Origin of the sequence: Nocardioides dokdonensis FR1436, assembly GCF_001653335.1 — a bacterium.
In the GTDB taxonomy this organism is placed as follows: Bacteria; Actinomycetota; Actinomycetes; order Propionibacteriales; family Nocardioidaceae; genus Nocardioides; species Nocardioides dokdonensis.
Genome location: NZ_CP015079.1, coordinates 1,967,460 through 1,993,537, shown reverse-complemented (window position 1 = coordinate 1,993,537; position 26,078 = coordinate 1,967,460). Strand labels below are relative to the sequence as shown.

The 26,078-nt window shown below is 72.9% G+C and carries 27 protein-coding genes; 13 read left to right on the top strand and 14 right to left on the bottom strand.

What is annotated here, in order from left to right:
* Positions 1-3 precede the first annotated feature (3 nt).
* Positions 4-1,914, bottom strand: coding sequence for an ATP-dependent DNA helicase (locus I601_RS09395; protein ID WP_237089619.1), 1,911 nt, complete (start codon positions 1,912-1,914; stop codon positions 4-6).
* 219 nt (positions 1,915-2,133) lie between these two features.
* Complete coding sequence (locus I601_RS09390) at positions 2,134-2,850, bottom strand: SGNH/GDSL hydrolase family protein (RefSeq protein ID WP_068108647.1); 717 nt, start codon at positions 2,848-2,850, stop codon at positions 2,134-2,136.
* A 164-nt stretch (positions 2,851-3,014) separates the two neighbouring features.
* On the opposite strand from I601_RS09390, the gene I601_RS09385 reads away from it, so the two are divergent.
* Entirely contained in the window at positions 3,015-4,481 is a 1,467-nt protein-coding gene (locus tag I601_RS09385) for a PhoX family protein (protein ID WP_068108644.1), read from the top strand.
* Positions 4,482-4,508: 27 nt separating this feature from the next.
* Here I601_RS09385 and hflX read toward each other — a convergent pair whose 3' ends face one another.
* The gene (gene hflX / locus I601_RS09380; RefSeq protein WP_068108640.1) at positions 4,509-6,095 is read right to left on the bottom strand and encodes a GTPase HflX; all 1,587 of its coding nucleotides are present in this window, start codon (positions 6,093-6,095) and stop codon (positions 4,509-4,511) included.
* 83 nt (positions 6,096-6,178) lie between these two features.
* On the opposite strand from hflX, the gene I601_RS09375 reads away from it, so the two are divergent.
* The gene (locus I601_RS09375; RefSeq protein ID WP_237089595.1) at positions 6,179-6,796 is read left to right on the top strand and encodes a nucleoside/nucleotide kinase family protein; all 618 of its coding nucleotides are present in this window, start codon (positions 6,179-6,181) and stop codon (positions 6,794-6,796) included.
* Positions 6,797-6,852: 56 nt separating this feature from the next.
* Here the strand turns inward: I601_RS09375 and I601_RS09370 are convergent, their stop codons facing one another.
* The gene (locus I601_RS09370) at positions 6,853-8,028 is read right to left on the bottom strand and encodes an IS30 family transposase (protein WP_084527390.1); all 1,176 of its coding nucleotides are present in this window, start codon (positions 8,026-8,028) and stop codon (positions 6,853-6,855) included.
* A 219-nt stretch (positions 8,029-8,247) separates the two neighbouring features.
* Between I601_RS09370 and I601_RS09365 the strand changes: the two genes are divergently transcribed.
* Positions 8,248-9,540, top strand: coding sequence for an ISL3 family transposase (locus I601_RS09365; protein WP_068108638.1), 1,293 nt, complete (start codon positions 8,248-8,250; stop codon positions 9,538-9,540).
* 249 nt (positions 9,541-9,789) lie between these two features.
* On the opposite strand, the gene I601_RS09360 is transcribed toward I601_RS09365, so the two are convergent.
* The 7 genes from I601_RS09360 to miaA form a co-directional block, all read right to left on the bottom strand.
* Positions 9,790-10,470: an alpha/beta hydrolase gene (locus I601_RS09360; protein ID WP_068108635.1), complete on the bottom strand. Its 681-nt coding sequence runs from the start codon at positions 10,468-10,470 to the stop codon at positions 9,790-9,792.
* Positions 10,471-10,560: 90 nt separating this feature from the next.
* A complete protein-coding gene (locus I601_RS09355) occupies positions 10,561-11,337 on the bottom strand; it encodes an SDR family NAD(P)-dependent oxidoreductase (RefSeq protein WP_068108632.1) in 777 nt (258 codons plus the stop codon).
* 185 nt (positions 11,338-11,522) lie between these two features.
* Positions 11,523-12,383, bottom strand: coding sequence for a diaminopimelate epimerase (dapF, locus tag I601_RS09350; protein WP_068108629.1), 861 nt, complete (start codon positions 12,381-12,383; stop codon positions 11,523-11,525).
* Positions 12,383-13,045, bottom strand: a complete 663-nt coding sequence (locus tag I601_RS09345; RefSeq protein ID WP_068108627.1) for an MSMEG_1061 family FMN-dependent PPOX-type flavoprotein — start codon at positions 13,043-13,045, stop codon at positions 12,383-12,385. The genes dapF and I601_RS09345 overlap by 1 nt, the downstream gene beginning before the upstream one ends.
* A gap of 10 nt (positions 13,046-13,055) precedes the next feature.
* On the bottom strand, positions 13,056-13,595 hold the full coding sequence (locus I601_RS09340) for a dihydrofolate reductase family protein (protein ID WP_068108624.1): 540 nt from the start codon (positions 13,593-13,595) through the stop codon (positions 13,056-13,058).
* Between the two features lie 11 nt (positions 13,596-13,606).
* Positions 13,607-15,436, bottom strand: coding sequence for a gamma-glutamyltransferase (gene ggt, locus I601_RS09335; protein WP_068108620.1), 1,830 nt, complete (start codon positions 15,434-15,436; stop codon positions 13,607-13,609).
* An 88-nt stretch (positions 15,437-15,524) separates the two neighbouring features.
* Positions 15,525-16,475, bottom strand: a complete 951-nt coding sequence (gene miaA, locus I601_RS09330) for a tRNA (adenosine(37)-N6)-dimethylallyltransferase MiaA (RefSeq protein ID WP_068108615.1) — start codon at positions 16,473-16,475, stop codon at positions 15,525-15,527.
* 47 nt (positions 16,476-16,522) lie between these two features.
* Between miaA and I601_RS09325 the strand changes: the two genes are divergently transcribed.
* The 5 genes from I601_RS09325 to I601_RS09310 are packed head-to-tail and all read left to right on the top strand — an operon-like array spanning position 16,523 to position 18,039.
* Positions 16,523-16,786, top strand: a complete 264-nt coding sequence (locus I601_RS09325) for an antitoxin (RefSeq protein WP_068108612.1) — start codon at positions 16,523-16,525, stop codon at positions 16,784-16,786.
* Positions 16,783-16,956: a hypothetical protein gene (locus I601_RS21145; RefSeq protein WP_157520005.1), complete on the top strand. Its 174-nt coding sequence runs from the start codon at positions 16,783-16,785 to the stop codon at positions 16,954-16,956. Before I601_RS09325 ends, I601_RS21145 begins: the two co-directional genes overlap by 4 nt.
* 7 nt (positions 16,957-16,963) lie before the next feature.
* Entirely contained in the window at positions 16,964-17,473 is a 510-nt protein-coding gene (locus I601_RS09320) for an NUDIX domain-containing protein (RefSeq protein WP_068108607.1), read from the top strand.
* A 15-nt stretch (positions 17,474-17,488) separates the two neighbouring features.
* Entirely contained in the window at positions 17,489-17,761 is a 273-nt protein-coding gene (locus I601_RS09315; RefSeq protein ID WP_068108605.1) for a hypothetical protein, read from the top strand.
* Positions 17,758-18,039, top strand: a complete 282-nt coding sequence (locus tag I601_RS09310; RefSeq protein WP_068108602.1) for a hypothetical protein — start codon at positions 17,758-17,760, stop codon at positions 18,037-18,039. Before I601_RS09315 ends, I601_RS09310 begins: the two co-directional genes overlap by 4 nt.
* Here I601_RS09310 and I601_RS09305 read toward each other — a convergent pair.
* Both I601_RS09305 and miaB read right to left on the bottom strand, forming a co-directional pair.
* Entirely contained in the window at positions 18,006-18,884 is an 879-nt protein-coding gene (locus tag I601_RS09305; protein WP_084527388.1) for a DUF559 domain-containing protein, read from the bottom strand. The genes I601_RS09310 and I601_RS09305 overlap by 34 nt on opposite strands.
* Before the next feature lie 80 nt (positions 18,885-18,964).
* Positions 18,965-20,488, bottom strand: a complete 1,524-nt coding sequence (gene miaB, locus I601_RS09300) for a tRNA (N6-isopentenyl adenosine(37)-C2)-methylthiotransferase MiaB (protein WP_068108599.1) — start codon at positions 20,486-20,488, stop codon at positions 18,965-18,967.
* A 98-nt stretch (positions 20,489-20,586) separates the two neighbouring features.
* Between miaB and I601_RS09295 the strand changes: the two genes are divergently transcribed.
* The 5 genes from I601_RS09295 (at position 20,587) to I601_RS09275 (ending at position 25,541) form a co-directional block, all read left to right on the top strand.
* Positions 20,587-22,158, top strand: a complete 1,572-nt coding sequence (locus I601_RS09295; RefSeq protein WP_068108596.1) for a CehA/McbA family metallohydrolase — start codon at positions 20,587-20,589, stop codon at positions 22,156-22,158.
* A 60-nt stretch (positions 22,159-22,218) separates the two neighbouring features.
* Complete coding sequence (locus I601_RS09290; protein ID WP_068108593.1) at positions 22,219-22,998, top strand: amino acid ABC transporter ATP-binding protein; 780 nt, start codon at positions 22,219-22,221, stop codon at positions 22,996-22,998.
* A 61-nt stretch (positions 22,999-23,059) separates the two neighbouring features.
* Positions 23,060-23,941, top strand: a complete 882-nt coding sequence (locus I601_RS09285) for a glutamate ABC transporter substrate-binding protein (RefSeq protein ID WP_068108591.1) — start codon at positions 23,060-23,062, stop codon at positions 23,939-23,941.
* Positions 23,942-24,006: 65 nt separating this feature from the next.
* Positions 24,007-24,657, top strand: coding sequence for an amino acid ABC transporter permease (locus tag I601_RS09280; RefSeq protein ID WP_068108588.1), 651 nt, complete (start codon positions 24,007-24,009; stop codon positions 24,655-24,657).
* On the top strand, positions 24,654-25,541 hold the full coding sequence (locus I601_RS09275; RefSeq protein ID WP_068108585.1) for an amino acid ABC transporter permease: 888 nt from the start codon (positions 24,654-24,656) through the stop codon (positions 25,539-25,541). Before I601_RS09280 ends, I601_RS09275 begins: the two co-directional genes overlap by 4 nt.
* Positions 25,542-25,680: 139 nt before the next feature.
* Here I601_RS09275 and I601_RS09270 read toward each other — a convergent pair whose 3' ends face one another.
* Positions 25,681-26,013 (bottom strand): metal-sensitive transcriptional regulator, encoded by a 333-nt coding sequence (locus tag I601_RS09270; RefSeq protein ID WP_237089594.1) that lies wholly within the window; start codon positions 26,011-26,013, stop codon positions 25,681-25,683.
* Positions 26,014-26,078: the final 65 nt, after the last annotated feature.

Below are 26,078 nucleotides of genomic sequence, written 5' to 3'. Positions count from 1 at the left end.
GGGTCAGTCCTTGGCGGAGGAGGACAGCCGCGCCAGCGCCTTGCGGACCACGGCCGGGTCGGTGGTGGTCCACATCGGCGGCAGGCTGGCCTTGAGGAACGAGCCGTATCGAGCGGTGGCCAGCCGCGGGTCGAGGACGGCCACGACGCCGCGGTCGGTTGTGGTGCGGATCAGCCGGCCCGCGCCCTGGGCCAGCAGCAGGGCCGCGTGGGTGGCCGCGACCTGCATGAACCCGTTGCCGCCGGCCTTGTCGGCCGCCTTCTGCCGCGCGCTCATCAGCGGGTCGTCGGGCCGCGGGAACGGGATCCGGTCGATCAGCACCAGCTGGCAGGTGTCACCGGGCACGTCGAGGCCCTGCCACAGCGACAGCGTCCCGAACAGCACGGTGTGCGGGTCCTTCACGAACTGCTTGGCCAGCTCGGGCAGCTGGGCGTCGCCCTGGGCCAGGATCGTCAGGTGCGGCAGCCGCTCGCGCACCGCCTCGGCGGCGGCCTCGGCTCCCCGCCGGGAGGAGAACAGCCCCAGCGCGCGGCCGTCGGCGGCGTCGACGAGCTCGACGATCTCGTCGAGCTGGGCCTTGACCAGCCCGTCGCGCCCGGGCTGCGGCAGGTGCCGCGCGACGTACAGGATCGACTGCTGGCCGTAGTCGAAGGGGCTGCCGACGTCGAGCCCGCGCCAGGGCAGCACCCCGTCGCCGGCGGCGATCTCGCGGCCCACCCCGACCCGCTCGCTCGGCTTGAGCCCGACGCTGGTCGCGACGGAGGCGAAGTCGCCACCGAGCATGAGGGTCGCCGACGTCAGCACGACGGTCTTCTCGCTGAGCAGCTTGTCGCGCATCGGGCCCCACACGGCCAGCGGCGCGACGTAGAGGCGCGCCGGCATCCGCTCGCGCGCCTCGCCCAGCCACAGCACGTCGGACTCCAGGTCGGCGGCCATCCGCTCGGCGGTGACGAAGACGTCCTGGACCATGCCCTTGGACTGCTGCTTGCCGGCGTCGCCCTCGCCGGCATCCTTCGGGCTGTCCTTGGGGTACGCCGACACGCACGCGCGGGCCGCGTCGCGCACCAGCTGGAGCGCGTCGCCCAGGTGCACCGGGAGCCGCTCGAACCGACCCGCGTCGCACTCGGCCATCGCGTCGCGCAGCGCGTCGGCGGCATCGGCCAGGTCGTCGGCCTCGGAGCCGTCGACGTGGCGCCCCGAGCGCTTCGCGGCCCGCTCGACGTCGAGTGCCGAGAGCTCGTCGGTGGCGGCCTGGGTGACCCGCGCGGTCAGCTCGTGGGCCTCGTCGATCACCACGGCGTCGTACTCGGGGATCATCGGCACGCCCTCGATCGCGTCGATCGCGAGCAGCGAGTGGTTGGTGATGATGAGGTGGGAGCGGTGCGCCTTCTCGCGCGCGACCTCCGCGAAGCACTCCTGGCCGAAGGGGCAGCGCGCGGCGCCGAGGCAGTCGCGGTGGCTGACGCTGACCTGGCGCCACTCGCGGTCGGTGTGCCGCGGGGCGCCGTCGCGCTCGCCGGACCCGCCGTCCTCGGCCTCCTTCTCGGCCCACGAGCGCAGCTCGAGCACCTTCTGGCCCATCGACCCCTCGGGCATCTGCACCAGCGCGCCCTGGTCGTCGGGCACGCCCTCGCGGACCCGGTGCAGGCAGGCGTAGTTGGAGCGGCCCTTGAGCACCGCGTAGGAGGTGTCGACGCCCTTGCCGGCCGGGGTGCCCTTGACCGCCTCCATCAGGCGCGGGATGTCGCGCTCGACGAGCTGGTGCTGCAGCGCCAGGGTCGCGGTGGCCACCACCACCCGCTCGTGGTTGAGCAATGAGGGCACCAGGTAGGCCAGCGACTTGCCGGTGCCGGTGCCGGCCTGGACGAGCAGGTGCTCCTCCTCCACGAACGCGCGCGCGACGGCCTCGGCCATCTGCACCTGCCCGGCCCGCTCGGACCCGCCCAGCGCGGCCACGGCCTGGCTCAGCAGCTCGGTGACCGGGTGGGTCGTCGCGTCGCTGAGCAACGGCGGGGTCGCCGCGTCGGGGGTCGCGTCGGGGGTGGGCGTCTCAGGCACCCGAGCACCCTAGCCGCGGGCAGGGACAACTCCCGCCGCCCCGTCCGGGCCTGTGGAGGCGGGTGGTGCTGCGGGTCACGCCCTCGGCCGGGGCAGCCGCCCCAGCTGGTCGGCCACCCAGTCCCCGAACGTGGCATGGCCGGCGGGCGTCAGGTGCAGCCCGTCGTCGAGGTACGCCGGCGCCACGTCGCGGGGCGCCAGGTAGGCGACGCCGTGCGCCGCGCTGAGCTCGGCCAGCAGCGCATCGACCCGGGGCACGTACGCCGCCCGCGCCGGGGCGGCGGCCGGCCCGACCACCACCACGCGGCGTCCCTCGAGCGCGGCCACCAGTGCGGTGAAGCCGGCCCGGACCTCCGCCTCGGGGCGGTCCCAGTCGTTGAGGCCACCGGCCACGACGACCAGCGCCCCGGCGGGCAGCCCGACCAGCGCCGCGGGGACCCGGTCGGCGAAGGACACCGCACCGCAGCCCGAGGCGTGCGCCGAGAACCCCGAGCCGGAGAAGCCGGCCACGCGCACGCGCCCCTCGAGCCGGGAGGGCCAGGACGCGGCGGGGTCGGGCAGGCCGAGGCCGGCCGACCACGAGTCACCGACCACGAGCACCGGGTCGCCGCTGCCGGTGACCACGCCCGCCCGGGTCGCGGAGTCGACATCGAACCGGGCGCACCTCTCGGCGTACGACCCGGTGGCGCGCTCGGGGCCGACGAGCACGAAGACCCCCGCGAGCGCGAGCAGCAGCGCCGCGAGCGCGACCCCCAGGGTGCGCCGCCGCGACACCACCAGTGGTCCGAGCACGGGTCAATGCTGCGCGACCCGGCCCGGCTCCGCAGCCGATCACGCCACCTCGTGACGCGGTCGTGCCGAGATCGTTACGCGCTGCCGTGCGCGCGGCCCGGGTGGCCGGATGCTGTGACCTGGATTACGTTGGTCGCCCGGTTTCCTCGACGACTGGAGTCTCGATGCCCCTCGACCGACGCACCCTGCTCCGCACCGGCGCTGCCGGCGCCGCCGCCGGCCCCTTCGCGGGCCTGGTCACGATGCCCGCCGACGCGGCACGGTCGGGACCACCCCGCTCCGTCGACCTCGTCCCGGTGCGCGACCTGCGCGACGGGACGGTGCGCCTGCACCTGCCCCGCGGCTTCAAGTACCGCTCGTTCCACGACACCGAGGGTCCCGTCGTGCTCACCGACGGCACCGCCCTCCCGGGCCGGCACGACGGCATGGGCGCGTTCCGCGGCCCGCGCGGCTCCTCGATCCTGGTGCGCAACCACGAGGTCAACAACCCGCAGCCCGCCTTCGGTCCCGGGACGCCGTACGACGAGATGGCCGGCGGCGGCACCACCACGATCCAGGTCGACGGCCGGGGCGGGGTGCTGGGCTCCTTCACCAGCCTCAACGGCACGATGATGAACTGCTCCGGCGGCCAGATGCCCTGGGGTGCGTGGATCACCTGCGAGGAGACCGTCAACGGCCCCGACGTCGAGGCCGACTTCACCGGCACCTCCAACGTGCCGCTGACCAAGCCGCACGGCTACGTCTTCGAGGTCCCGGTCAGCCACCAGCCGGGGTCGGGCCAGTCGGACCGCGAGCCGATCCGCTCGGCGGGCCGGTTCGCCCACGAGGCCGTCTCCTTCGACCCCCGGCGCGGGCACCTCTACCTGACCGAGGACGACTTCGGCTTCGCCTCGGGCTTCTACCGCTACCGCCCGCCGGCGCACCCGATGGAGGTCGGCGAGCTGCGCGACGGCGGCCGCCTGCAGATGCTCAAGGTCAAAGGCGTGGACAACGCCCACCTCGAGGCCGAGCAGCAGCAGGGCGCGACCTACGACGTGGAGTGGGTCGACATCGCCGAGCCCGACGTCGAGTACGACCACACGCCCGGCGAGCCGGCCCCCACCGAGCAGTCGACCGCCCTGACCCACGTGGCCAGCCAGGGCTGGGGGCAGGGGGCGGCGTACTTCTCGCGGCTCGAGGGTCAGGTCTTCGACCGCGGCGTCGTCTACTTCACCTCCACCCAGGGCGGCGGAGCCGCCGAGGAGGGCACCGAGGACCCCTCGGGCTACGGCAACGGGTCGGGACAGGTGTGGGCCTACGACACCCGGCGCCAGCAGCTGCGCTGCGTCTTCCAGTCGCCGGGGCCGATGGTGCTCGACCTGCCCGACAACATCACCACCTCGAAGCGGGGCACGCTCGTGGTGTGCGAGGACTCCAGCGGCGACAACTACCTGCGCGGGCTGACCCCGCGCGGTCGGATCTGGGACATCGCGCTGAACCGGCTGCGCGGCAGCGGCGGGGCGGAGCGGTTCGGCGACGAGTTCGCCGGGTCGACCTTCAGCCACGACGGCCGCACGCTCTTCGTCAACATCCAGTCGAGCAAGGGCATGACGTTCGCGATCTGGGGACCCTGGGGGCGGATCGGGGTGTGAGCGACCCGCCCGCCAGGGCTCGCAGCGTCAGGAGGCGGCGTACTCCGCGAGCTCGCCGGCGAGCGCCTCGGGTGCGCGTCCGCGCACCAGCGAGCCGTCGGCGGTGTGCTCGATGCTGTCGATCTCGCCCTCCTGGTGCAGCCGGTTGACCAGGTCGCCGCGGCTGTAGGGCAGCAGGGCCGTGATCTCGACCCCGGGGCGCGGCAGCTCGGCCTCGATCGCGGCCAGGGCCGCGGCCATGCCCTCCCCGGTCCTGGCGGAGACGACCACCGAGTGCGGCTCGCGGGCCTGCAGGCGGGCCAGGACGAGCGGGTCGGCGATGTCGGCCTTGTTGATGACGACGAGCTCGGGGATCGCGGCCGCGTCGACCTCGGCGAGCACCTCGCGCACCGCGGACAGCTGGCCCTCGGGGTCGGGGTGCGACCCGTCGACCACGTGCACGATCAGGTCGGAGGCGGCCACCTCCTCGAACGTCGAGCGGAACGCCTCGATGAGCTGGTGCGGCAGGTGCCGGACGAACCCGACGGTGTCGCTCATCGTGTAGACGCGGCCGTCGGGGGTCGCCGTACGACGCGTGGTGGGGTCCAGGGTCGCGAACAGGGAGTCCTCGACGAGCACCCCGGCGCTGGTGAAGCGGTTGAGCAGGCTGGACTTGCCGGCGTTGGTGTAGCCGGCGATCGCGACCGCGGGCACCTCGTTGCGGGCGCGCCCGGCACGCTTGGAGTCGCGGGTGACCTTCATCTGCTTGAGCTCGCCGCGCAGCTTGGCGATCTTGGTGTTGATGCGGCGGCGGTCGGTCTCGATCTTGGTCTCACCGGGGCCACGGCCACCGATGCCGGCGCCGCCGGCGACCCGGCCACCGGCCTGGCGCGACAGGTTGCCGCCCCAGCCGCGCAGGCGCTGCTTCATGTAGCTGAGCTGGGCCAGCTCGACCTGGGCCTGGCCCTCGCGGGACTTGGCGTGCTGGGCGAAGATGTCGAGGATCAGCGCGGTCCGGTCGACGACCTTGACCTTGACCTTGTCCTCGAGGTTGCGCAGCTGGCTGGGCGCGAGCTCGCCGTCGCAGATGACGGTGTCGGCGCCGGTCGCGGCCACGATCTCGGCGAGGCCCTCGACCTTGCCGCGGCCGATGTAGGTGGCCGGGTCGGGCTTCTGGCGGCGCTGGTAGAGCGCCTCCAGCACCTCGGAGCCGGCGGTCTCGGCGAGCAGCGCGAGCTCGGCCATCGAGTTCTCGGCGTCCTGCACCGTGCCGGAGGTCCAGACCCCGATGAGCACGACGCGCTCGAGGCGCAGCTGGCGGTACTCGACCTCGGTGATGTCCTCGAGCTCGGTGCGCAGGCTGGCCACGCGGCGCAGCTGGTGGCGCTCGGCGAGCTCCATCGCGCCGGCGGTGGGCACGTCGTCCTCGAGGTCCCACTCGGGGTCGGGGCCGTCGAGGTCGACGACCTCGTCGGCGTAGCCCGACTCGAAGTCGTCGTCCGAGTCGTCCGGGTCGTCCGAGTCGTCCGGGGTGGCGAGGCCGGCGTCGTCGGCGTCGTCCGCGGGGCCGTCCTCGCTCCAGGCCGCGGTGGCCTCGAGCTCGTCGGCGAGGGAGAAGTCAGGTGTCTTCGTCATATGCCTCCAGGGTATGCCTTGTGCAACGCCACCACGAGCGACTTTCATCCCCCCTACGGGTGCGGGGTGCCAGCATGGGCCCCGTGCCCCGCCGTGTCGCCGTCCCCGAGCTCGCCGATCCGGACGCGCTGGCCCGGCTGCCCCGCGGCCGGATGCTGGGCCTCACCGGCGCCCCCGGGGCCGGGAAGTCCACGCTCGCGGCCCGCCTCGCCGCGCTGACCGGGGCCGCGGTGGTGGCCATGGACGGCTTCCACCTCGCCGACGTCGAGCTGCGCCGCCGGGGCCTGCTCGGGCGCAAGGGCGCGCCCGAGACCTTCGACGCCGAGGGGTACGCCGCCCTGCTCGCGCGGGTGCGCCTGCGCGAACCGCTGGTGATGGCGCCCGCCTTCGAGCGCGACCTCGAGCAGCCCCTCGCCGGCGCCGTCCCCGTGCCCGGCTCGGCCGACCAGGTCGTCACCGAGGGCAGCTACCTGCTGCTCGACGAGCCGCGCTGGGCCGCGGTGCGGGCCCGGCTCGACACCGTCTGGCACGTGCACCTCGACCGCGACCTGCGCCGCGACCGGCTGCTGGCGCGCCACGTCACCTTCGGCAAGACCCCCGCCGAGGCCCGCGCCTGGGTCGAGAGCGTCGACGACCCGAACGCCGAGCTGGTCGAGTCCGCCGCGCACCGCGCCGACCTGGTCCTCGACCTCACCCCCTGACCCGGCCCAGACATCCCGCCGACCCGGCCCAGATATCCCGGGCGGAATCTAGGTAGTCACGCAACACCGTGGTTGGTGATGGGGTCTGAGAGTAGTTGGTCGAGGACCTCGGCTGGGGTTTGGAAGTCGTGGCGTTTGCGGGGTCGGGCGTTGAGCTCGGAGGCGATGTTGTCGAGCAGGCCGGGGCCGTAGAAGGACAGGTCGGTGCCCTTGGGCAGGTACTGGCGCAGCAGGCCGTTGGTGTTCTCGTTCGAGCCGCGTTGCCAGGGCGAGTGCGGGTCACAGAAGTAGATCTCCAGGCCGGTGGCCTCGGCGATCGCGACGTGGTTGGCCATCTCGCCGCCCTGGTCCCAGGTCAGCGAGCGGCGCAGCTGCTCGGGCAGGGTGGCCATCTTCGCCACGAGCGCTTCTTGGACCGCCAAGGCGCCGTGGTCGCCGGGCAGGTGCAGCAGCATCACGAACCCGGTGCTGCGCTCGACCAGGGTGCCCACCGCGGACTTCGAGGCGGTCGAGCCGAGGATCAGGTCGCCTTCCCAGTGCCCGGGCACGGCGCGGTCCTCGACCTCGGCGGGTCGTTCGCTGATCATGACCATGCCGGGGATCCGGCCGCGTCGCTCGGCCTCACGGCGGTGGGGTTTGCGCATCGAACGTCCGGTGCGCAGGTGCGCGCTCAACTCGCGCTTCAGCCCGCCGCGGGCCTGGATGTACAGCGACTGGTAGATCGTCTCGGGTGACACCCGCATCTCCGGATCGTCGGGGAAGTCGCGTCGAAGTCTGCCAGCGATCTGTTCGGGGCTGCGACGCTGGACCAGGTGGTCTTGGACCGCTCTGCGCAACTGCAGGTTGGTGGCCAGCTTCGCCCCCCGCGACCTCGTGCGGCCACGATCGACCTTGGACTGGGCCACCGAGGCCCGGTACCCACGACCGGTCGCACCACGGGCCAGCTCGCGGCTGATCGTGGCTGGGCTCCTGCCAGTACGACGCGCGACCTCACGGACCCCGTGGCCGGCATGGGTCAACGCTGCGATGTCCTCGCGCTCGACCCAGGACAGATACCGGCCCACCGGCGGGTTCACAGGAACAGGGTTCACCCCGCCAGCCTTGCGGAAGACCCGCTTAGACGTGGTCGCCGACATGCCCGTCACACGGGCAGCCGACTTCACTCCCAGCCCGGAACGGATCGCCTCCCAGAACGGACGGTCGAGCTCCCTGGGCCGCATCGGTCGAGCCATGGCACAACTCCTCAGTCATCGAGGTGTTGCATCACTACCTAGAACCCGCCCCGCCGAGTCGGCCCAGATGTCGCGTCCAGTCGGCGCAGATGTCATGCCGAGTCGGGCTCTTGTGATGCATGTGTGGGTGGCTGAGCGTGCCGTGAATGAGCGCACGCCGCTCTCTGTCTAGGTTTCTGAACTGTCGAGGAACTGAAACCAGGTGCACAGGAGAGCGGCGTGCGCGATGCCACCTTATGGCGTGCTCTTGTCGGGTGTGAGAACACCGTGATCGAGGGCGTTGACTTCGAGCAGGAACAGCAGCAGGTCACCATCCGGGTCCGCCCGGTAGCTCGTCAGCGTGGCCGCTGTGGCCGTTGCCAGCGCCCCTCGCCGGGCTACGACGCAGGTCGAGGACGCCGGCACTGGCGCGCTTTGGACCTGGGCACGATCCGGTGTCAACTGCAGGGCGATGCGCCGCGGGTGCGGTGTCGTGAGCACGGCGTGGTGGTAGCTCACCTGCCCTGGGCCCGCCATGGTGCTAGGGCAAGCAGGGCATTCGAGAACCAGGTCGCCTGGTTGGCCACCCAGACCTCGAAGATCGCGGTCACCGAGCTGATGCGCATTGCGTGGCGCACCGTAGGCGCGGTCATCACCCGTGTCTGGGCCGAGGTAGAAGGACGCGTCGACCTGCTGAGTGGGCTCACCAGGATCGGGATCGACGAAGTCTCCTACCGGCGCGGGCACCTGTACCTGATGGTCGTCATCGACCACGACACCGGCCGACTGGTGTGGGCCGGCAAGGGCCAGACCAAGGCCACCTTGCAGTCCTTCTTCGATGCCCTCGGGCCCGAACGGTCCGCCCAGATCACCCACGTCACCGCCGACAGCGCCGGCTACATCGCCGACGTCGTAGGCACCAACTGCCCTGCCGCGATCCAGGCCGCTGATCCCTTCCACGTCGTGAAGTGGGCCAACGACGCCCTCGGGGAGGTCCGGTTGACTGCCTGGCGCGAGGCACGAGCAGCGGTGCGCGCGAACCCACCACGACGCGGACGACCAGTTAAGGACGCACCACCGCACCTGGAGTCACAGCGCCTGCGACTGCTCACCCGCTCCCGCTACGCGCTGTGGAAGAACCCCGAGAACCTCACCAGCAGCCAGAGTGCCCAACTGAAGTGGATCGCACAGACCGACCCCCGACTGTGGCGCGGCTACCAGCTCAAAGAAGGGCTACGCGCGATCTTCAAACTGCCCCACCACGAGGCCCCCGAGGCGCTCAATGCCTGGATCACCTCAGCGCAACGCTGCCGCATCCCCCAGTTCGCAGCACTAGCCAAGACCGTGCAGGCCCAACGCGGCCCCATCCTGCTGGCCATCGAGCACGGCCTGTCCAACGGCCGCACCGAAGCCGTCAACCTGCGCATCCGACTACGAACCCGCATGGCCTACGGCTTCCGCGACCCCCACGCTCTGATTGCCATCCTCATGCTCACTCTCGGCGGCCACCGACCCCGACTACCCGGCAGATGACCCACACATCAGTCACAAGAGCCCGAGTCGGCGCAGATGTCGGGCCGGGTGTCAGGCCGAGGTTCGCGCGGCCTGGTGCTTTCAGGCCGAGTCGCGACCCGGCTGGTCTGGTCGAGCTGCGCCAGCCGGCCGGCCGGCTGATGCTCCGCGCCGCCTCGGCGGGCGATCTGCGCCGGGTCAGCGCGATATTCGGGCCGGGTCGACGGGCGATCTGCGCCGAGTCAGCGCGATATCTGGGCCGGGTCGCGCTCAGACGGTGACCCAGGGCTCACCGGCCAGCACGGCGGCGACCGGCTCCGAGACCTCGACGTCGTCGGGGCCGAGCAGGGCGGCGGCGCTGAACTGAGCGGCGTACGAGTCGAAGGAGCGGCCGTGGCGCAGCATCGCGTGCTTGCCGTCGGGGATGCGGATGAACCCGACGTCGGTGGAGCGGGCGACGCGGCGCGCGACGGTCTCTGCGCGGCCGGGCGGGGCGATGCGGTCGCGCATGCCGTGCACGACCAGCACGCGGCGCCCGGGCATCGCGCCGCCGTCGGTCGGGTAGACCCACGGGTTGAGCGCCACGACCGAGCGGACCGGGTCGAGCCCGCCCGCGAGCAGCGCGGCGCGACCGCCGAGCGAGTGGCCCACGAGGCCGACCGGGCGGTCGCCGTACTGCTCCCGGACCTGCTCGAGCGCCCACTCGACGTCGTCGACCGGGGTGTGGTGGGTGTCCCAGCCGCGACGGGTGTTGAGCAGGCGGTGCACCGCGAGGCGTCCGCGCCCGGCGCGCGCGACGGCCTTCGCGACGGGGATCATCCGCAGCACCGAGAGCTGGGTCGGGCTCACGCCGGGGCTGTCCTGCCGGTCGGCGCCGCCGTGCAGGACCAGCACCACGCCTTGCGGGTCGGCGGGGGTCAGGGTGTCGATGAGTCGGGGTGCGAGGTCCACAGCGAGATCCTCCCCATCCCCTCCAAAATCAGTCGTGCCCCTGAGGGTGACCCGGGGGTCACGCCCAGGGGCACGCCGTCGATCAGCAGGTCACTTGGGGGGCATCCGGATGCCGCCGTCGACGCGGACGACCTCGGCGTTCATGTAGGAGTTGGTGATGGTCTCGACGACCATCGACGCCAGCTCCTCGGGCCTGCCGAGGCGCTTGGGGAAGAGCACGCTCTCGCCGAGCTTGGCCTTGAACGCCTCGGACTGCTCGCCCTCGCCGTAGATCGGGGTGTCGATGAGGCCCGGGGCGATGGTGTTGAGGCGGATGCCGGCCGAGGACAGGTCGCGCGCGACCGGGAGGGTCATCCCGACGACGCCGCCCTTGGAGGAGGAGTACGCCGCCTGGCCGATCTGGCCGTCGAAGGCCGCGACCGAGGTCAGGTTGGCGATCGCGCCGCGGCAGCCGTCGGCGTCGGGCTCGTTGCGGCTCATCGCGGTCGCCGCGATGCGGGTCACGTCGAAGGTGCCGATCAGGTTGATCGCGATGACCTTGCTGTACGCCGCCAGGTCGTGCGCGGAGTCGAACTCGCCGTCGCGCCCGATCGTGCGCTGCGCCCAGCCGATGCCGGCCGAGTTCACGACCGCGCGCAGCGGGGCGATCGCGGCGGCGGCCTCGACGGCGGCCTTGATCTGGTCGGTGTTCGTGACGTCGACCTGGGCGAAGACGCCGCCGATCTCGGCGGCCAGGGCCTCGCCCTTCTCGGCCTGCAGGTCGGCGATGACGACGGTCGCGCCCTGGGCGGCGAGCTGGCGAGCGGCGGCGGCGCCGATGCCCGACGCGCCCCCCGTGACGATGGCAGATGCTCCGGAGATGTCCATGCACCCGAGCCTAGGGGGCGCCGGCGTACGGCGTCAGGCACCCCCGCCGACTGAGACAATTTCGCTGTCACGGTCGGCCGCGGGGGTTTCATCGGCCGGCCGATGAAGCTGACGGGTGGCCGATGAAGTTTTGTCGTCCCGGCAGGAGTTCTATCGGCCGGCCGATGAACCTCCCGGCCGCCGCGTCACAGGTCGGTGGTGCCGCGGGCGACGATGACGGCCGGGCCGGTCATCAGCACCCGACCCTCGGCGCTGAGCTCGATCATCAGGGTGCCGCCCGGCAGGTCCACCCGGTACGCCGCACCCGCGGCGGACCCGGCCCCGTCGGACCCGGCCCCGTCGGCCTCGGCCGCGGCGACCATCACGGCGCAGGCGCCGGTGCCGCAGGACCGCGTCTCGCCGGAGCCCCGCTCGTGGACGCGCATGGCGACGTGGCGCGGGCCGCGGCGCACCACGAGCTCGACGTTGACGCCGTCGGGGTACACGGCGGCGTCGTGGCCCGGGGGCTCGAGCAGCGTGCCGGCCCCGCCGATGGAGTCGAGGGAGTCGACGAAGGCGACGGCGTGCGGGTTGCCCATGTCGACGTGGCGGGCGGGCCAGGTGCGGCCGTCGACCGTGACCTCGGTGTGCCCGAGCAGCCGCGGACTGCCCATGTCGACGGTGAGGCCGCCGTCGGCGGCGCGGGTGACGACCTTGACGCCGTCGCGGCTGCCCACCGGGATCGGCGCGTCAGGGTCGACGAGCCCCTCGTCGATGAGGTGCAGGGCGAAGACACGCACCCCGTTGCCGCACATCTCCGAGATCGAGCCGTCGGCGTTGCGGTAGTCCATGAACCACTCCGACCCCTCCCCCAGTGCCGCGAGGTCGGCCGGCAGCGCGGCGGTGCGGATCACCCGCAGCACCCCGTCGCCACCGATCCCGGCGCGACGGTGGCACAGCGCCCGCACCCGCGCCTCGTCGAGGTCGCCGTGCACGGAGCCGTCGTGGTCGGGCAGCAGCACGAAGTCGTTCTCGGTGCCGTGGCCCTTGAGGAACGGGTAGGTCATCAGTACAGCCTCTGCGCGTAGGACGGTCCGTAGTACTCCTCGAGCTCGGCCGGGCTGCGCCCGCCGTCCTCGACCGCGGGCTCGGCCGCCGCCGCGAGCAGCGCCCGGCGCGGGACGACCGCCTCGGGCGCCCAGGTCTCCGGCTCCCACATCCGCGAGCGCAGGTAGGCCTTGGCGCAGTGGAAGAAGACCTCCTCGACGTCGACCACCATCGCCAGCAGCGGCCGGCGCCCGCGCACGACCAGCGCGTCGAAGAACGGCGCGTCGCGCACCAGCCGGGCCCGGCCGTTGATGCGCAGCGTGTCGCCGCGCCCGGGGATGACGAAGTCGAGGCCGACGTGGGGGTTGGTCAGGATGTTGCGGTAGCCGTCGGCCAGCCGGTTGCCGGGCCGCTCGGCGATCGCGATCGTCACGTCGTCGATCACGTGCACCAGGCTGCCCGCCGGGTCGCCCTTCGGCGAGACGTCGCAGCGTCCGTCGGCGTCGGCCGTGCCGACCACGCAGAACGGCGAGGCGCCCAGCCAGTCGCGGTCGACGGACAGCAGCGCGTGGTGCACCTTGGCCCGGACCACCGGCAGCGGCTCGCCGAGCAGGGCGACCAGCTCGTCGACGTCGGCGACCTCGTGCCAGGCGGGATCGGGGCGGGGGGTCGGGCTGCTCACGCGGGCCAACCTACGCCCGCACCCCGACCACCTCGTAGCGCGCGCACGCGAAGTCGCCGTTGCGCGCCAGCTCGACCAGGCGCAGGTCGACGGGCCGGGTGAAGAGCGGCCGCCCGGCCCCGAGCACCACCGGCGCCACCGCGACCACCACCTCGTCGAGCAGCCCCGCGGTCGCCACCTGGGAGGCCAGGTCGCCGCCGCCGACCACCCACACGCCCTTCGCGCCGGCCGCGACCAGCACCTCGGGCCAGGCCTCGGCCACGTCGCCGCGCACGAACCGCACGTCGGCGCCCTCGACCACCGGCAGGTCGCGGTGGGTGAAGACCCAGCACGGCTGCTCGTAGGGCCACGGGGACGTGGCCTCGTGCGTCCGGATCCACTCGTACGTCGTCGACCCCATCAGCACCGCCCCGATCCCGGCGATGAACGCGGGGTAGCCCATCGGCCCGTCGGCGTCGATGTCCAGCGTGAAGAGCCAGTCCAGCGAGTCGTGCGGGTCGGCGATGAACCCGTCCAGGGTGGTGGCGGTGTAGTAGGTCGTCCGGCTCATGGGCGCATTGTTCAGGACGTCGGCTCGAGCACCCGCGCGTCGCCGCCGCCGCGCCGCTCCGGCTCGGCCACGGCGGTCAGCAGCCCGCCGGGTCCGAAGCCGATCCCGGTCGCCGCCCCGATCTCCGCGGCGCTGGTGAACGCGTCCCCGGCCGGCTTCAGCTCGTGGCCCAGCGCCCGCAACCCGGCGCCGTACGCGTCGATGAACTCGGGCTCGGCGGTGACCGCGGCGGTGTTGCGCTGGGAGCCGCGCGGGTCGGCCACCGCGGCGGGCAGCGCGAGCCCGCGGTCGAGGTGGTCGACGACCAGCTGCAGCACCGTGGTGATGATCGTGGAGCCGCCGGGCGAGCCCAGCGCCAGCACCGGGGTGCCGTCGGCCTCGGTGATGATCGTCGGCGACATCGAGCTGCGCGGACGCTTGCCGGGCTCGAGGCGGTTCGGGTCGTCGGGGTCGTACACCGTGCTGAAGTCGGTGAGCTCGTTGTTGAGCAGGAACCCGCGCCCCGGCACCACGATCCCCGACCCGCCGGTCTGCTCGATGGTCAGCGTGTACGACACCACGTCGCCCCAGCGGTCGGCCACGGTCAGGTGCGTGGTCTCGACGTTCTCCGTGTCAGGAGCCGGGCGCGCCTGCCCGCCGTCGGGGGCCGGGCAGGTCCCGTCGGCGTCGTCGACGTCCCCGGCCGGCACCGGCTTGGTCGCGGCCTTCGCCGGGTCGATGCGGCAGGCCCGCTGCGCGGCGTACTCCTCGGAGAGCAGCTGCTCGTCCGGCACGTCGACGAACGTGCGGTCACCCAGGTACGCCGCCCGGTCGGCGAAGGCGAGCGCGCTCGCCTCCAGCATGTGGTGCAGCACCTCGGTGTCGCTCATGGCCGCGAGGTCGAAGGTGTCCAGGATGGCCAGCGCCTCGCCGACGGTGCTGCCGCCGCTGGAGGAGCCGCCCATCCCGTGCACGCGCAGGCCGCGGTAGTCGGCGGTGACCGCCTCGGGCTGCAGGGTCCGGTAGCGGCGCAGGTCGCGCGGCTTCATGAACCCGACGGGCACCGGCAGGTCGGTGTCGGCGACCACGGGCGGCTTGCGCGTGGTCTTCGCGATCCTCGCCGCGAGCCCGCCGCGGTAGAACGGGCCGGTGCCCTTGCGCCCCAGCAGCTCGTAGAGCCGCGCCAGGTCGGGGTTGGCGAAGACGCTGCCGACCTCGGGCGGCTCACCGCCGGGCAGGAACAGCCGCTTGGTGGAGCGGAAGGCCGCGAACCGCTCGGCGTTGTCGGCCGTCTGGTCGTGGAAGGTCTGGTCGACCACGAAGCCCCGGCGAGCCAGCCGGGCGGCGGGCGTCAGCGAGCGGCGCAGCGAGCGGGTGCCCCACTCCTCCAGCGCGGTCTCCCAGGTCGCCAGCGTGCCGGGCACCCCGACCGAGACGCCGCTGGTGACCAGCTCGGGCGTGAACGGGTAGGGCTCGCCGGTCTCCGGGTCGATGAACGCGTCGCGCGGCATCGCGGCGGGCGCCGTCTCCCGGCCGTCGATGGTCGAGACCTCGCCGGTCCTCCCGTCGAGGTGCACCAGGTAGCCACCGCCCCCCAGCCCGGCGGAGTAGGGCTCGGTCACCCCGAGCGCGGCCGCGGTGGCGACCGCGGCGTCGACGGCGTTGCCGCCCTGGCGCAGCACCCGCAGCCCGACCCGGGTCGCGTCGGGGTCGACCGACGTGACCGCTCCCCCGCGGCCGACGGCGGTCGGGTTCTTGTCGGGCGCGGGGCGCTGCTCAGCAGCGGTGGTGCTCCCGGGCAGGAGCGAGAGGGGCAGCACGGCCGCAGCGGCGGCGGTGGCGAACAGGCGGGTGGGGCGCATCGGTCCTCCGAGCAGGGCGACGATCGAGCGTCCACCCTGCGCCCCGGACGCGCCGGGCGTCAACGCCCGTCGGGGGTGGGCGTGCCGCTCAGGACGTCGCCGCGACCCGCTCGACGGCCGCGACCGCGAGGTCGACGCGCGCCGGGTCGTCGTACGAGATCCACACGATGCGGGGGTCCTTGCGGAACCACCCGTCCTGGCGCCGTGCGAAGCGCCGCGTGGCCGCCGCGGTGCGCTCGCGCGCCTCGTCGAGCCCCAGCTCGCCGGCGACGTACGCCGTCACCTCGCGGTAGCCGATCGCGCGCGAGGCGGTCCGTCCCTCCCGCAGGCCCTCGTCCAGCAGCCGCTCGACCTCGGCCACGAAGCCGTCGGCGAACATCTGCTCCACCCGCTGCTCGATCCGCGCGTCGAGCGTGGGCCGGTCGATGTCGACGCCGATCTGGAGCGTGCGGGGGTCGGTGTAGACCAGGCGCGGCAGCGAGGCGCTGTAGGGGCGCCCGGTCAGCTCGACCACCTCGAGCGCGCGGATCACGCGGCGGGTGTTCTCGGGCGACATCCGGGCCGCGGCGTCGGGGTCGACCGCGCTCAACCGCGCGAACAGGGCCGCCCCGCCGACCTCCTCGGCCTCGGCCTCGAGCCGGGCCCGCACCTCGGCGTCGGTGCCGGGGAACTCGAACTCGTCCAGCACCGCCCGGGTGTAGAGCGCCGAGCCGCCCACCAGCACCGGCACCCGTCCGCGCCCGCGCAGCTCGGCGATGCAGCCGCGCGCCCGAGCCTGGAAGTCGGCCACGTTGGCCGGCTCGTGCACCTCGAGCACGTCCAGCAGGTGGTGCGGCACGCCGCGACGCTCGGCGGGCGCGAGCTTGGCGGTGCCGACGTCCATGCCGCGGTAGAGCTGCATCGCGTCGGTGTTGACCACCTCGCCGCCGAGCCGCTCGGCCAGGTCCAGCGACAGCCCCGTCTTGCCCGACGCGGTCGCACCGACCACGGCGACGACCACCGGGACCATCCGCTGGGGCGAACCGGGCAGTGACGACATGTGGCTAGTGTGGCAACGCCCTCATCCGCACCGAGCAGGAGGCCGCCATGGGTTTCTTCGACAAGCGCAACATCGCCAAGCTGCGCGGCAAGCTGACCGACGCCGTGGACAAGCACGGCGACAAGATCTCCGACGGCATCGACAAGGCCGCCTCCGCCGCCGACAAGCGCACCGGCGGCAAGCACAGCGACAAGATCGCCAAGGGTGTCTCCAAGGCCAAGGACGGCCTCGACAAGCTCGACGACAAGAACGACGACCGGCCGCCCGAGAACCCGCCGACCACCTACCCGCGCACGGACGACACCCCGTGACCGCGCCGATCCCCGAGGAGCGCGACGCGAGCCCGCTCGACACCGCGGGCAAGCCTCCCGGCGAGCACGACACCGAGCTGCCCGGCGACGACTCCGAGCGCCCGGCCGACCCGGCCCCGGCCGAGCACGAGCGCAACGCCGAAACCTCCGAGGACCAGCCCAGCCAGTGACCAGCCAGTGAGCGCCCCCGACCCCCACCACGGCCGCTTCGTGGTCGTGCCCGCCTCCTACGTCTTCCCCCTGCGCGAGGGCGACGCCGGCACCGAGGTGCTGCTCCAGCTGCGCCGCGGCACCGGCTACATGGACGGGCACTGGGCTGCGGCGGCCGCCGGCCACGTCGAGCAGGGTGAGACGGCGTACGACGCAGCGCGCCGCGAGGCCCTGGAGGAGATCGGGCTCGCCGACCTCGACCTCACCTTCGTCACGGCCATGCAGCGGACCCGTGGCGGCGAGGCGATCGACGAGCGGATCGACTTCTTCTTCACCGCCCGCACCTGGCGCGGCGAGCCGCACGTGGTGGAGCCGGAGAAGTCCGGCGGGCTGCGGTGGTGCGCCCTCGACGCGCTCGACACGCTGCCCGACCCCGTGGTCCCCCACGAGCGGGCGGTGTTGGACGGGCTCCGCGCGGGTACGACCAGTCCCTACAGCACCTTCGGCTTCGACGGCGCCGCCGTCGGGGCCCCCTGAGGAAGGACCCACCTGATGAGCGACGAGCAGCACGACAAGGACCCGGCCGGAGACCTCGGCCCGATGCCGACCCCGCACGCGGAGGAGCCCCAGCTCGTGCCCGGCGGCCCCGACGCGTTCGGCGAGGTGAGCACGGACCCGGTCGTGCCCGACGTCAGCGCCGGGGCCAACCCCGCCACCGAGGACGCTCCGGCCGAGACCAGCGAGGGTGAGGACACCAGCACGAAGGCCACCGAGTCCGACGAGGACTCGGACGAGGTCGACCCGAGCGAGGAGGCGCCGGTATGAGCACCCCGACCGACCCCCGCACCGGCCGCGAGCCGGACGAGCCGCAGAGCTCCAACGACGAGCTGGCCGGCGACATGGGCGTCAGCAGCGAGCGCGAGGGCCCCACCGGCCCGGGCCAGCACGGCACCGACGGCGTGGTGGACACCTCCGTCGCCGAGGACCGCGGGGTGCCCGACCCGGAGCACCCCGAGAAGACCCGCGGCGGGGAGGAGACGCAGCCCGAGGGGCTGACCCCGAAGGCCGGCTACTCCTCGACGGACCCGCGCAGCAAGGACTGAGCCCGGGGGACAGCGGCGACCCGCTCGGGATGCAGCATCACTTCTTCCCACGAGAAGCGCAGCACCAGCCAGCCCGCCGCGACGAACGCGTTGTAGCGACGGGCGTCGCGGTGCAGCGCCGCACGGTCCCCGTGCCACTCGAAGGAGTCCGCCTCCAGCGCGATCTTCAGCCGCTCGTCGACGAGGTCCGGGCGGCCCAGCCAGTCCGGGTCGCGCACCGACACCTGGGCGCGCACCGACAGCCCCTCGACACCGAGGCAGATCGCGCGCAGCACCGACTCGAACGGGTTGGCGGCTGCTCTTTCCGCGCATGCTGCGACTCGGCGCACCTGCCGGGCCCCGGGCCCGCGGACGTCGCGCGCGAGCGTCTGGAGCCGGTCCTCCCCGAACCCCTCGCGCAGCGCTGAGTCAGCGACCGCCAGCGCCTCGCTGAACGGCAGGACCCGCAGGCAGTCCACCAGCGTGCGCTCGGGCGAGGTCCGCCCTTCGACGACCTCGGACGGGTGCAGGTCAGCCAGCCGGAGCGCGATCCCGTCGCGGTGCACGCCGGTGACATTGCGGTTGCGTGGCACGGTCACCTCCGGCTGATCCGGTTGCCTGCTCACCGCCCACCCGTGCAGCAGCGCGGCGCTGCGGTGCGAGACGACCCCGCTGACCCGGTGCGCAGCCCGTCGCGCCTCGTCGGCGGCCGGCAGGGCGTAGCGGCCGCGGGCCAGCGCCACCACGTCGCCGGCGGCGAGGGCGGCGTCGACGGCGCGCCGCGAGCAGGCGCGCACCAGCGCCTCGCGGGTGGCCACCCCACCCAGCGCCGTCAGCACCTCCGCCACGGGGAGGTCGTCGTCCACCCGGCGAGCATGCGTCGGGGCGGCGGCGCATGCACCCGCTCCTCCACAGGGGGAGCGTTCAGGCGGTCAGCGGCGGGCGGTCAGCGGCAGGCGGGGGCGTCCGGCAGCGGCGCCGGCACACCCACAACGGGCATGCCGAGCCCGACCCCGCTCGGCGTCGGCGCGGAGGTGCGGGCCTCCCACGCGTCGCCCGAGCGGGTACGCCGCACGGAGACGACGCGGTCGGCGACCAGGTGGTGCGGGGCGGCGTAGGTGACCTCGACGGTGACCATGTCGCCGGGCCGCACGTCGCCGCGGCCGTCGGTGAGCAGGTCGTCGCCGGGCGCCGCGAAGTGCACCAGGCGGTTGTCGGGGGCGCGGCCGGAGAGCCGGCGCGTCTCGGCGTCCTTGCGGCCCTCGCCCTCGGCGACCATCAGCTCGACGGTGCGCCCGACGATCCTCTTGTTCTCGTCCCAGGCGATCTCGGTGACGAGGTCGACGAGGCGGCCGTAGCGGTCCTTGACGACCTCGGGCGAGATCTGGTCGGGCAGCGTCGCGGCGGGGGTGCCGGGGCGCTTGGAGTACTGGAAGGTGAACGCGGAGGAGAAGCGCGACTCGGCGACCACGCGCAGCGTCTCGGCGAAGTCCTCCTCGGTCTCACCGGGGAAGCCGACGATGATGTCGGTGGTGATCGCGGCGTCGGGGATCGCGGCCCGGACCCGCTCGATGATGCCGAGGTACTTGGCGGAGCGGTAGGAGCGCCGCATGTCCTTGAGGACCTTGTCGGAGCCGGACTGCAACGGCATGTGCAGGCTGGGCATCACGTTCGGGGTCTCGGCCATCGCCTCGATCACGTCGTCGGTGAACTCGGCGGGGTGCGGGCTGGTGAAGCGCACCCGCTCCAGGCCCTCGATGCCGCCGCAGGCACGCAGCAGCTTGGAGAAGGCCTGCCGGTCGCCGAACTCGACGCCGTAGGCGTTGACGTTCTGGCCCAGCAGGGTCACCTCGGAGACGCCCTCGGCGACCAGGGCGCGGATCTCGGCGAGGATGTCGCCGGGACGGCGGTCCTTCTCCTTGCCACGCAGCGCGGGGACGATGCAGAACGTGCAGGTGTTGTTGCAGCCGACCGAGATCGCGACCCACGCCGCGTAGGCCGACTCGCGCTTGGTGGGCAGCGTCGAGGGGAAGACGTCGAGGGACTCCAGGATCTCGACCTGCGCCTCCTCGGCCACCCGCGCCCGCTCCAGCAGCACCGGCAGCGAGCCGATGTTGTGGGTGCCGAAGACGACGTCGACGTAGGGCGCCTTCTCGGTGATCGTGGCGCGGTCCTTCTGGGCCAGGCAGCCGCCGACGGCGATCTGCATGCCGGGGCGCGACGCCTTGATCGGCGCGAGGTGGCTGAGGTTGCCGTAGAGCTTGTTGTCCGCGTTCTCGCGCACCGCGCAGGTGTTGAACACGACCACGTCGGCCTGGTCGCCCGCCGGCGCCCCCTGCTTGTCGAAGGGCAGGTAGCCCGCGTCCTCCAGCAGCCCGGTCAGGCGCTCGGAGTCGTGGACGTTCATCTGGCACCCGTAGGTCTTGACCTCGTAGGTGCGGGCTTCGGACGGGGCGGTGGTGGCAGTCATGACGCCTCCCAGGGTACGGCGGCGCGCCCGGGCGCCCCCAATCCGTCACCCGGGGCCCGGCCGGTCGTTGGAGCGGTGTGTGCGACCCCTCCCCACCCGTGACCGGTCCGGGTCGTCGCGCGGTGGTCGGCGCTGGTCTCGGGGCCGGCCTGGGCGTGGTCGCGGGCGCCGTGCTGGTGCCCCCGGCGGCGGCGTACGCCGACGGGGCGACGGCGGCGGGGCTGGTCTACCGCGGGCGGTTCACCGGGGTCGGCGACCCCGACTGGTACGCGCTGCCGGTGGAGGTGCCGCGCGGGACCACGCGGATCGAGGTCTCCTACGACTACGACAAGCTCGAGACCGGCGCCGGGGTCTCCTTCAACATCATCGACATCGGGATCTTCGACCCCGGTGGGGTCGGCCTCGGTGACGCCGCCGGGTTCCGCGGCTGGTCCGGCGGGGCCCGCGACCGGTTCAGCATCAGCCGGACCCGCGCCACCCCGGGCTACCTGGCCGGACCGATCACCCCGGGCACCTGGCACGTGGTGCTGGGCCCGTTCACGATCATCCCGCCCGGCGTCGGGTGGACCGTGACCGTCACCCTGCACCGCGGGCGTCCGGGGCGGCGGTTCCGGCCCCGGCCGGCCCCGCGCCGGGTCCGCGGCACCGGGCCGGGCTGGTACCGCGGCGACCTGCACACCCACACCGTGCACTCCGACGGCCGGCACACCCAGCGCAGCCTGCTGGCCCTGGCCCGCGAGGCCGGGCTGGACTTCCTGGCCTCCACCGAGCACAACACCACCTCCGCACAGCTGACCTGGGGCCGGCACGTGCCCGACGACTTCCTGGTGCTCCCCGGCGAGGAGGTGACCACCCGCGCCGGGCACTGCGTCACCTTCGGGCAGCCCGCAGGCGCCTGGATCGACTGGCGCTACCGCCCCGAGGACGACCAGCTGGGCCGCTTCACCGACCGGGTGCGCGCCCTGGGCGGGATGGCGGTGGCCGCGCACCCCTTCGCGCCCACGTCGGGCTCGACCTGGCAGTACGACTACGCCGACGTCGACGCCGTCGAGCTGTGGAACGGCCCCTGGACCCTCGACGACCAGACCGCCCTGAGCCACTGGCACGCGCTGCTCGTGGCCGGGCGGTTCGTGCCGGCCGTCGGCTCCTCCGACAGCCACCACGACGGCCAGCAGGTCGGGCGCGCCCAGACCGTGGTGCGCGCCGGGTCGCTCTCGGTCGGCGCCATCGTGCGCGGGCTGCGCGGCGGGCACGCGTGGCTGGCGGAGTCGGCCGCGGTCGACCTGAGCCTCCAGGCCCGCCTCGGCGACCGGACCGCCACCTGCGGCGACAGCCTCGACGCCGCCCCGACCGACCTGGTCGACGTACGCCTCGAGGTCGCCGGCGCACCCGGCTGCGTGGTCCAGCTGTGGGGGCCGCTGGGTCCGCTGGCCGGGGCTGTGACCGACACCGAGGGGGCCGCCGAGGTGACCCTGCGGGTCGCGGCCGGGGTCGCGCCGTTCGTCCGGGCCGAGGTGCGCCGCGCCGACGGCGCGCCCGTCGTGAACCCCGTCGAGGGGGTCCCGGCCTGGGCCACGGTGGCGCTGAGCAACCCGGTGTTCCTGGGCCCGCACCCGGGCCGGGGCGCCTCCGTGACCGGGTCCCGCTCCCAAACCGCAACGAAGATGTGACCACCTGAGAGCAGCCTGAGCGTGGCACGCACCGGCCACCAGTGACTAGGGTCATGTGCCATGACGGCTGAGCAGACAGGGTCAGGCCCCAGCGCCGCCACCGGGGAACCGCTGGTCGTGCTCGACGGCGTCCAGAAGTGGTACGGCGACCTCCACGTGCTGCAGGACATCAACCTGACGGTGCACCGCGGCGAGGTGGTCGTGGTGATCGGGCCCTCGGGCTCGGGCAAGTCGACGCTGTGCCGGGCCATCAACCGGCTCGAGACCATCGACGAGGGCACCATCTCCCTGGACGGCCAGCCGCTGCCCGCCGAGGGCAAGGCGCTGGCCAGCCTGCGCGCCGAGGTCGGGATGGTCTTCCAGAGCTTCAACCTCTTCGCGCACAAGACCATCCTCGAGAACGTCACCCTCGGCCCGATCAAGGTGCGCGGCGTCAAGAAGGCCGAGGCCGACCAGCACGCGATGGAGCTCCTCGAGCGGGTGGGCGTGGCCCACCAGGCCGAGAAGTACCCCGCGCAGCTCTCCGGCGGCCAGCAGCAGCGCGTCGCGATCGCCCGGGCGCTCGCGATGGAGCCGAAGGTGATGCTCTTCGACGAGCCGACCTCCGCGCTGGACCCCGAGATGATCAAGGAGGTCCTCGACGTCATGGTCGACCTCGCCAAGCGGGGCATGACGATGGTCGTGGTCACCCACGAGATGGGCTTCGCGCGCACCGCCGCCGACCGGGTGGTCTTCATGTCCGACGGCGCGATCGTGGAGGAGAACACCCCCGAGGAGTTCTTCACCAACCCCAGCAGCGAGCGCGCCCAGGACTTCCTGAGCAAGATCCTCAAGCACTGATCTCCACCCGCTGAACCCAGCACCAGCAGCACCCAGCACAGCCGACAAAGGAGAATGAACGATGCGCCTGACCAAGTTCACGGCGGCCTTCGCGGGCCTCGTCCTCGCTGGATCCCTCGCCGCCTGCGGGGACGACAGCTCCGACAGCGAGCCCGAGGTCGTCACCGACGCGGAGTTCGATTCCGGCACCACCATGGCCAAGCTGAAGGAGGCCGGCAGCATGACCGTCGGCACCAAGTTCGACCAGCCCGGCTTCGGCCTCCTCGGTCTCGAGGACGTCCCCGAGGGCTTCGACGTCGAGGTCGCCAAGATCATCGCGGGCGCCATGGGCATCGCGCCCGAGGACATCGAGTGGAAGCAGGCCTCCTCCGACATCCGCGAGCAGGTCATCGAGGACGGCGACGTCGACATGGTCGTGGCGACGTACACGATCAACGAGGAGCGCGCCGAGCGCATCACCTTCGCCGGCCCGTACTACGAGGCCGGCCAGCAGCTGATGGTGAACTCGGACAACGACTCCATCGAGGGTCCTGAGGACATCAAGGACAACCCCGACATGAAGGTCTGCTCGGTGACCGGCTCGACGCCGTCCGAGCAGATCAAGGAGTACCTGGCCTCCGACGACCAGCTGGTGCTCTTCGACATCTACGACAAGTGCAAGGACGCCCTGGGCAACGGCCAGGTCGACATCGTCACGACCGACAACGTGATCCTGCTCGGCTACGTCGACGAGAGCGACGGCGACTTCAAGCTCGTCGGCGAGCAGTTCACCGAGGAGCCCTACGGCATCGGCATCGCCAAGGGTGACGTCGAGTTCTGCGAGTTCATCAACAAGACGCTCGCCGACAACGAGGACGCCTACGTCGCGGCCTGGGAGGCCACCGCGGGCGAGGTCGAGGGCACCGAGACCCCCGAGCTCCCCGAAGCCGCCCCCTGCGCCTGACCTGATCACACCCTGACCGGTGGGGGCGCGAGCGCGTCCCCACCGGCCCACCCCGAGGAGCCGCCGTGAGCCCGGTGCTGGACAACCTGGACCTGTACTGGCAGGGATTCCTGACGTCCCTGGGCATCATCGGCTGGGCGCTCGTCGGGTCCCTGCTGCTGGGCACGCTGATCGCCGCCTTCCGGGTCTCCCCGGTCGCCTCGCTGCGGGCCTTCGGCTCCGCGTGGGTGACGGTGGTGCGCAACTGCCCGCTGACCATCGTGCTGTTCTTCATGGCCTTCGGCCTGCCGGAGGTCGGCATCAACGTCAGCTTCTACACCTTCGGTGTGATCGGGCTGATCATCTACACCTCCGCCTTCGTCTGCGAGGCGATCCGCTCGGGCATCAACTCCGTCTCCGCCGGTCAGGCCGAGGCGGCGCGGGCCATCGGCCTGCCGTTCACCAAGACCCTCACCCAGGTCGTGCTGCCCCAGGCCCTGCGCGCCACCGTGCCGCCGCTGGGCAGCGTCCAGATCGCGATGTTCAAGAACTCCGCGGTCGTGGGTGCCTTCGGGGTCGGCGGTGACCTGTGGAGCGTGGGCCGCAACCTCACCAGCGCCCAGGGCTACGCGTTCATCCCGGTGCTCACCGGGGTCGCGATCGGCTACCTGATCATCACCCTGACCGCAGGCGCACTGCTAGCGGTCCTCGAGCGGAAGGTGGCGATCGCGCGATGAGCCAGCTCTCAGTCCTCTACGACGCCCCCGGACCCCGCGCCGTACGCCGCGCCCGGATCGGCACGATCCTCGCGATCCTCGTCTTCGTCGGCTTCCTGGCCGTGGCCGCCAAGCGCCTCAACGACCGCGGCCAGTTCGCCAGCGAGCTGTGGAGCCCGTGGGCGAACCCCTCGGACGAGAACTTCAGCGCCGTCTGGGAGCTGGTCGGCAAGGGGCTGGCCGCGACCCTGACCGCCGCCACGCTGGCGATCGTCCTCTCCCTGGTGCTGGGGGTGCTGCTGGGCGTGGGCCGGCTGATGCTCGGCCCCATCCTGCGGGTTCCCGTGGTGCTGTGGATCGAGCTGTTCCGCGCGCTGCCCGTGGTCGTCACCATCGTCCTGGTGTGGCGGGCCTTCAAGGAGCTCAAGATCGACCTCGGCCCGCTGCCCGGCGACCCGGGCCTGTGGTACCTGGTGATCGGGCTGACCCTCTACAACTCCGTGATCATCGCCGAGATCCTGCGCGCCGGCGTGAACTCGCTGCCCAGCGGTCAGGGCGAGGCGGCGCTGGCTGTCGGCCTGACCAACGGCCAGACCATGCGGGCCATCCTGCTGCCCCAGGCCTTCCGGGTGATGCTGCCGGCACTGATCAGCCAGCTGGTCGTGGCCCTCAAGGACACCTCGCTGGCCGCGGTGGTCTCGCTGGGCTACCTCGAGCTGCTGCGTCGCGGCAACCTGATCTCGCAGAACCTCGACAACCCGATCCAGTCGCTGCTGATCATCGCGACCATCTTCATCCTCATCAACTACGCCCTCTCCAAGCTGGCCGAGTACGTCGAGCGCCGGATGAGCCGGTCCTCCGGCGACCCCGCCGCGGCGGCGCAGCTCGAGGGCGCCGGGGCCTGACCCCGGGCGCGTGCCGGGGCTGGCGCCGGGCGCGTACCGGGCTTGTCAGCCTTCTCCGGTACTGGATGGGTGTTGCAACGCCCATCCAGTGCATGAGTCCCCGGTCGACCGGGGATTCATGCAGGGGACCCCGGCCCGCTCAGGCCAGCGAGAGGAACCAGCGCTCGAGGCGGTCGAGGTCGTCGCCGTTCACGGCGTCGCCGCCGGCGACCTGGCGGCGCAGGTCGGCGGAGATGATCGCGAAGCCGGCGCGGTCCAGGGCGCGGGAGACGGCCTTGAGCTGCACGACCACGTCGGAGACGTCGCGGGCCTCCTCCAGCATCCGCAGCACCCCGCCGAGCTGGCCCTGCGCGCGCTTGACGCGGTTCATGACCGCGGTCATGTCGGCGGGCGGAACGGCGGCGGACGGGGCGACGGGCGCGGGCGCGTGGTCGCCCACGGGCTCGACGGACAGGCTGGCGGTGGCGTTCATCAGGGCCCCTCTGGCTGACGACTCCCCGCACGGGGAGGACTCCTGATCAACGCCGCAGCGGGGGC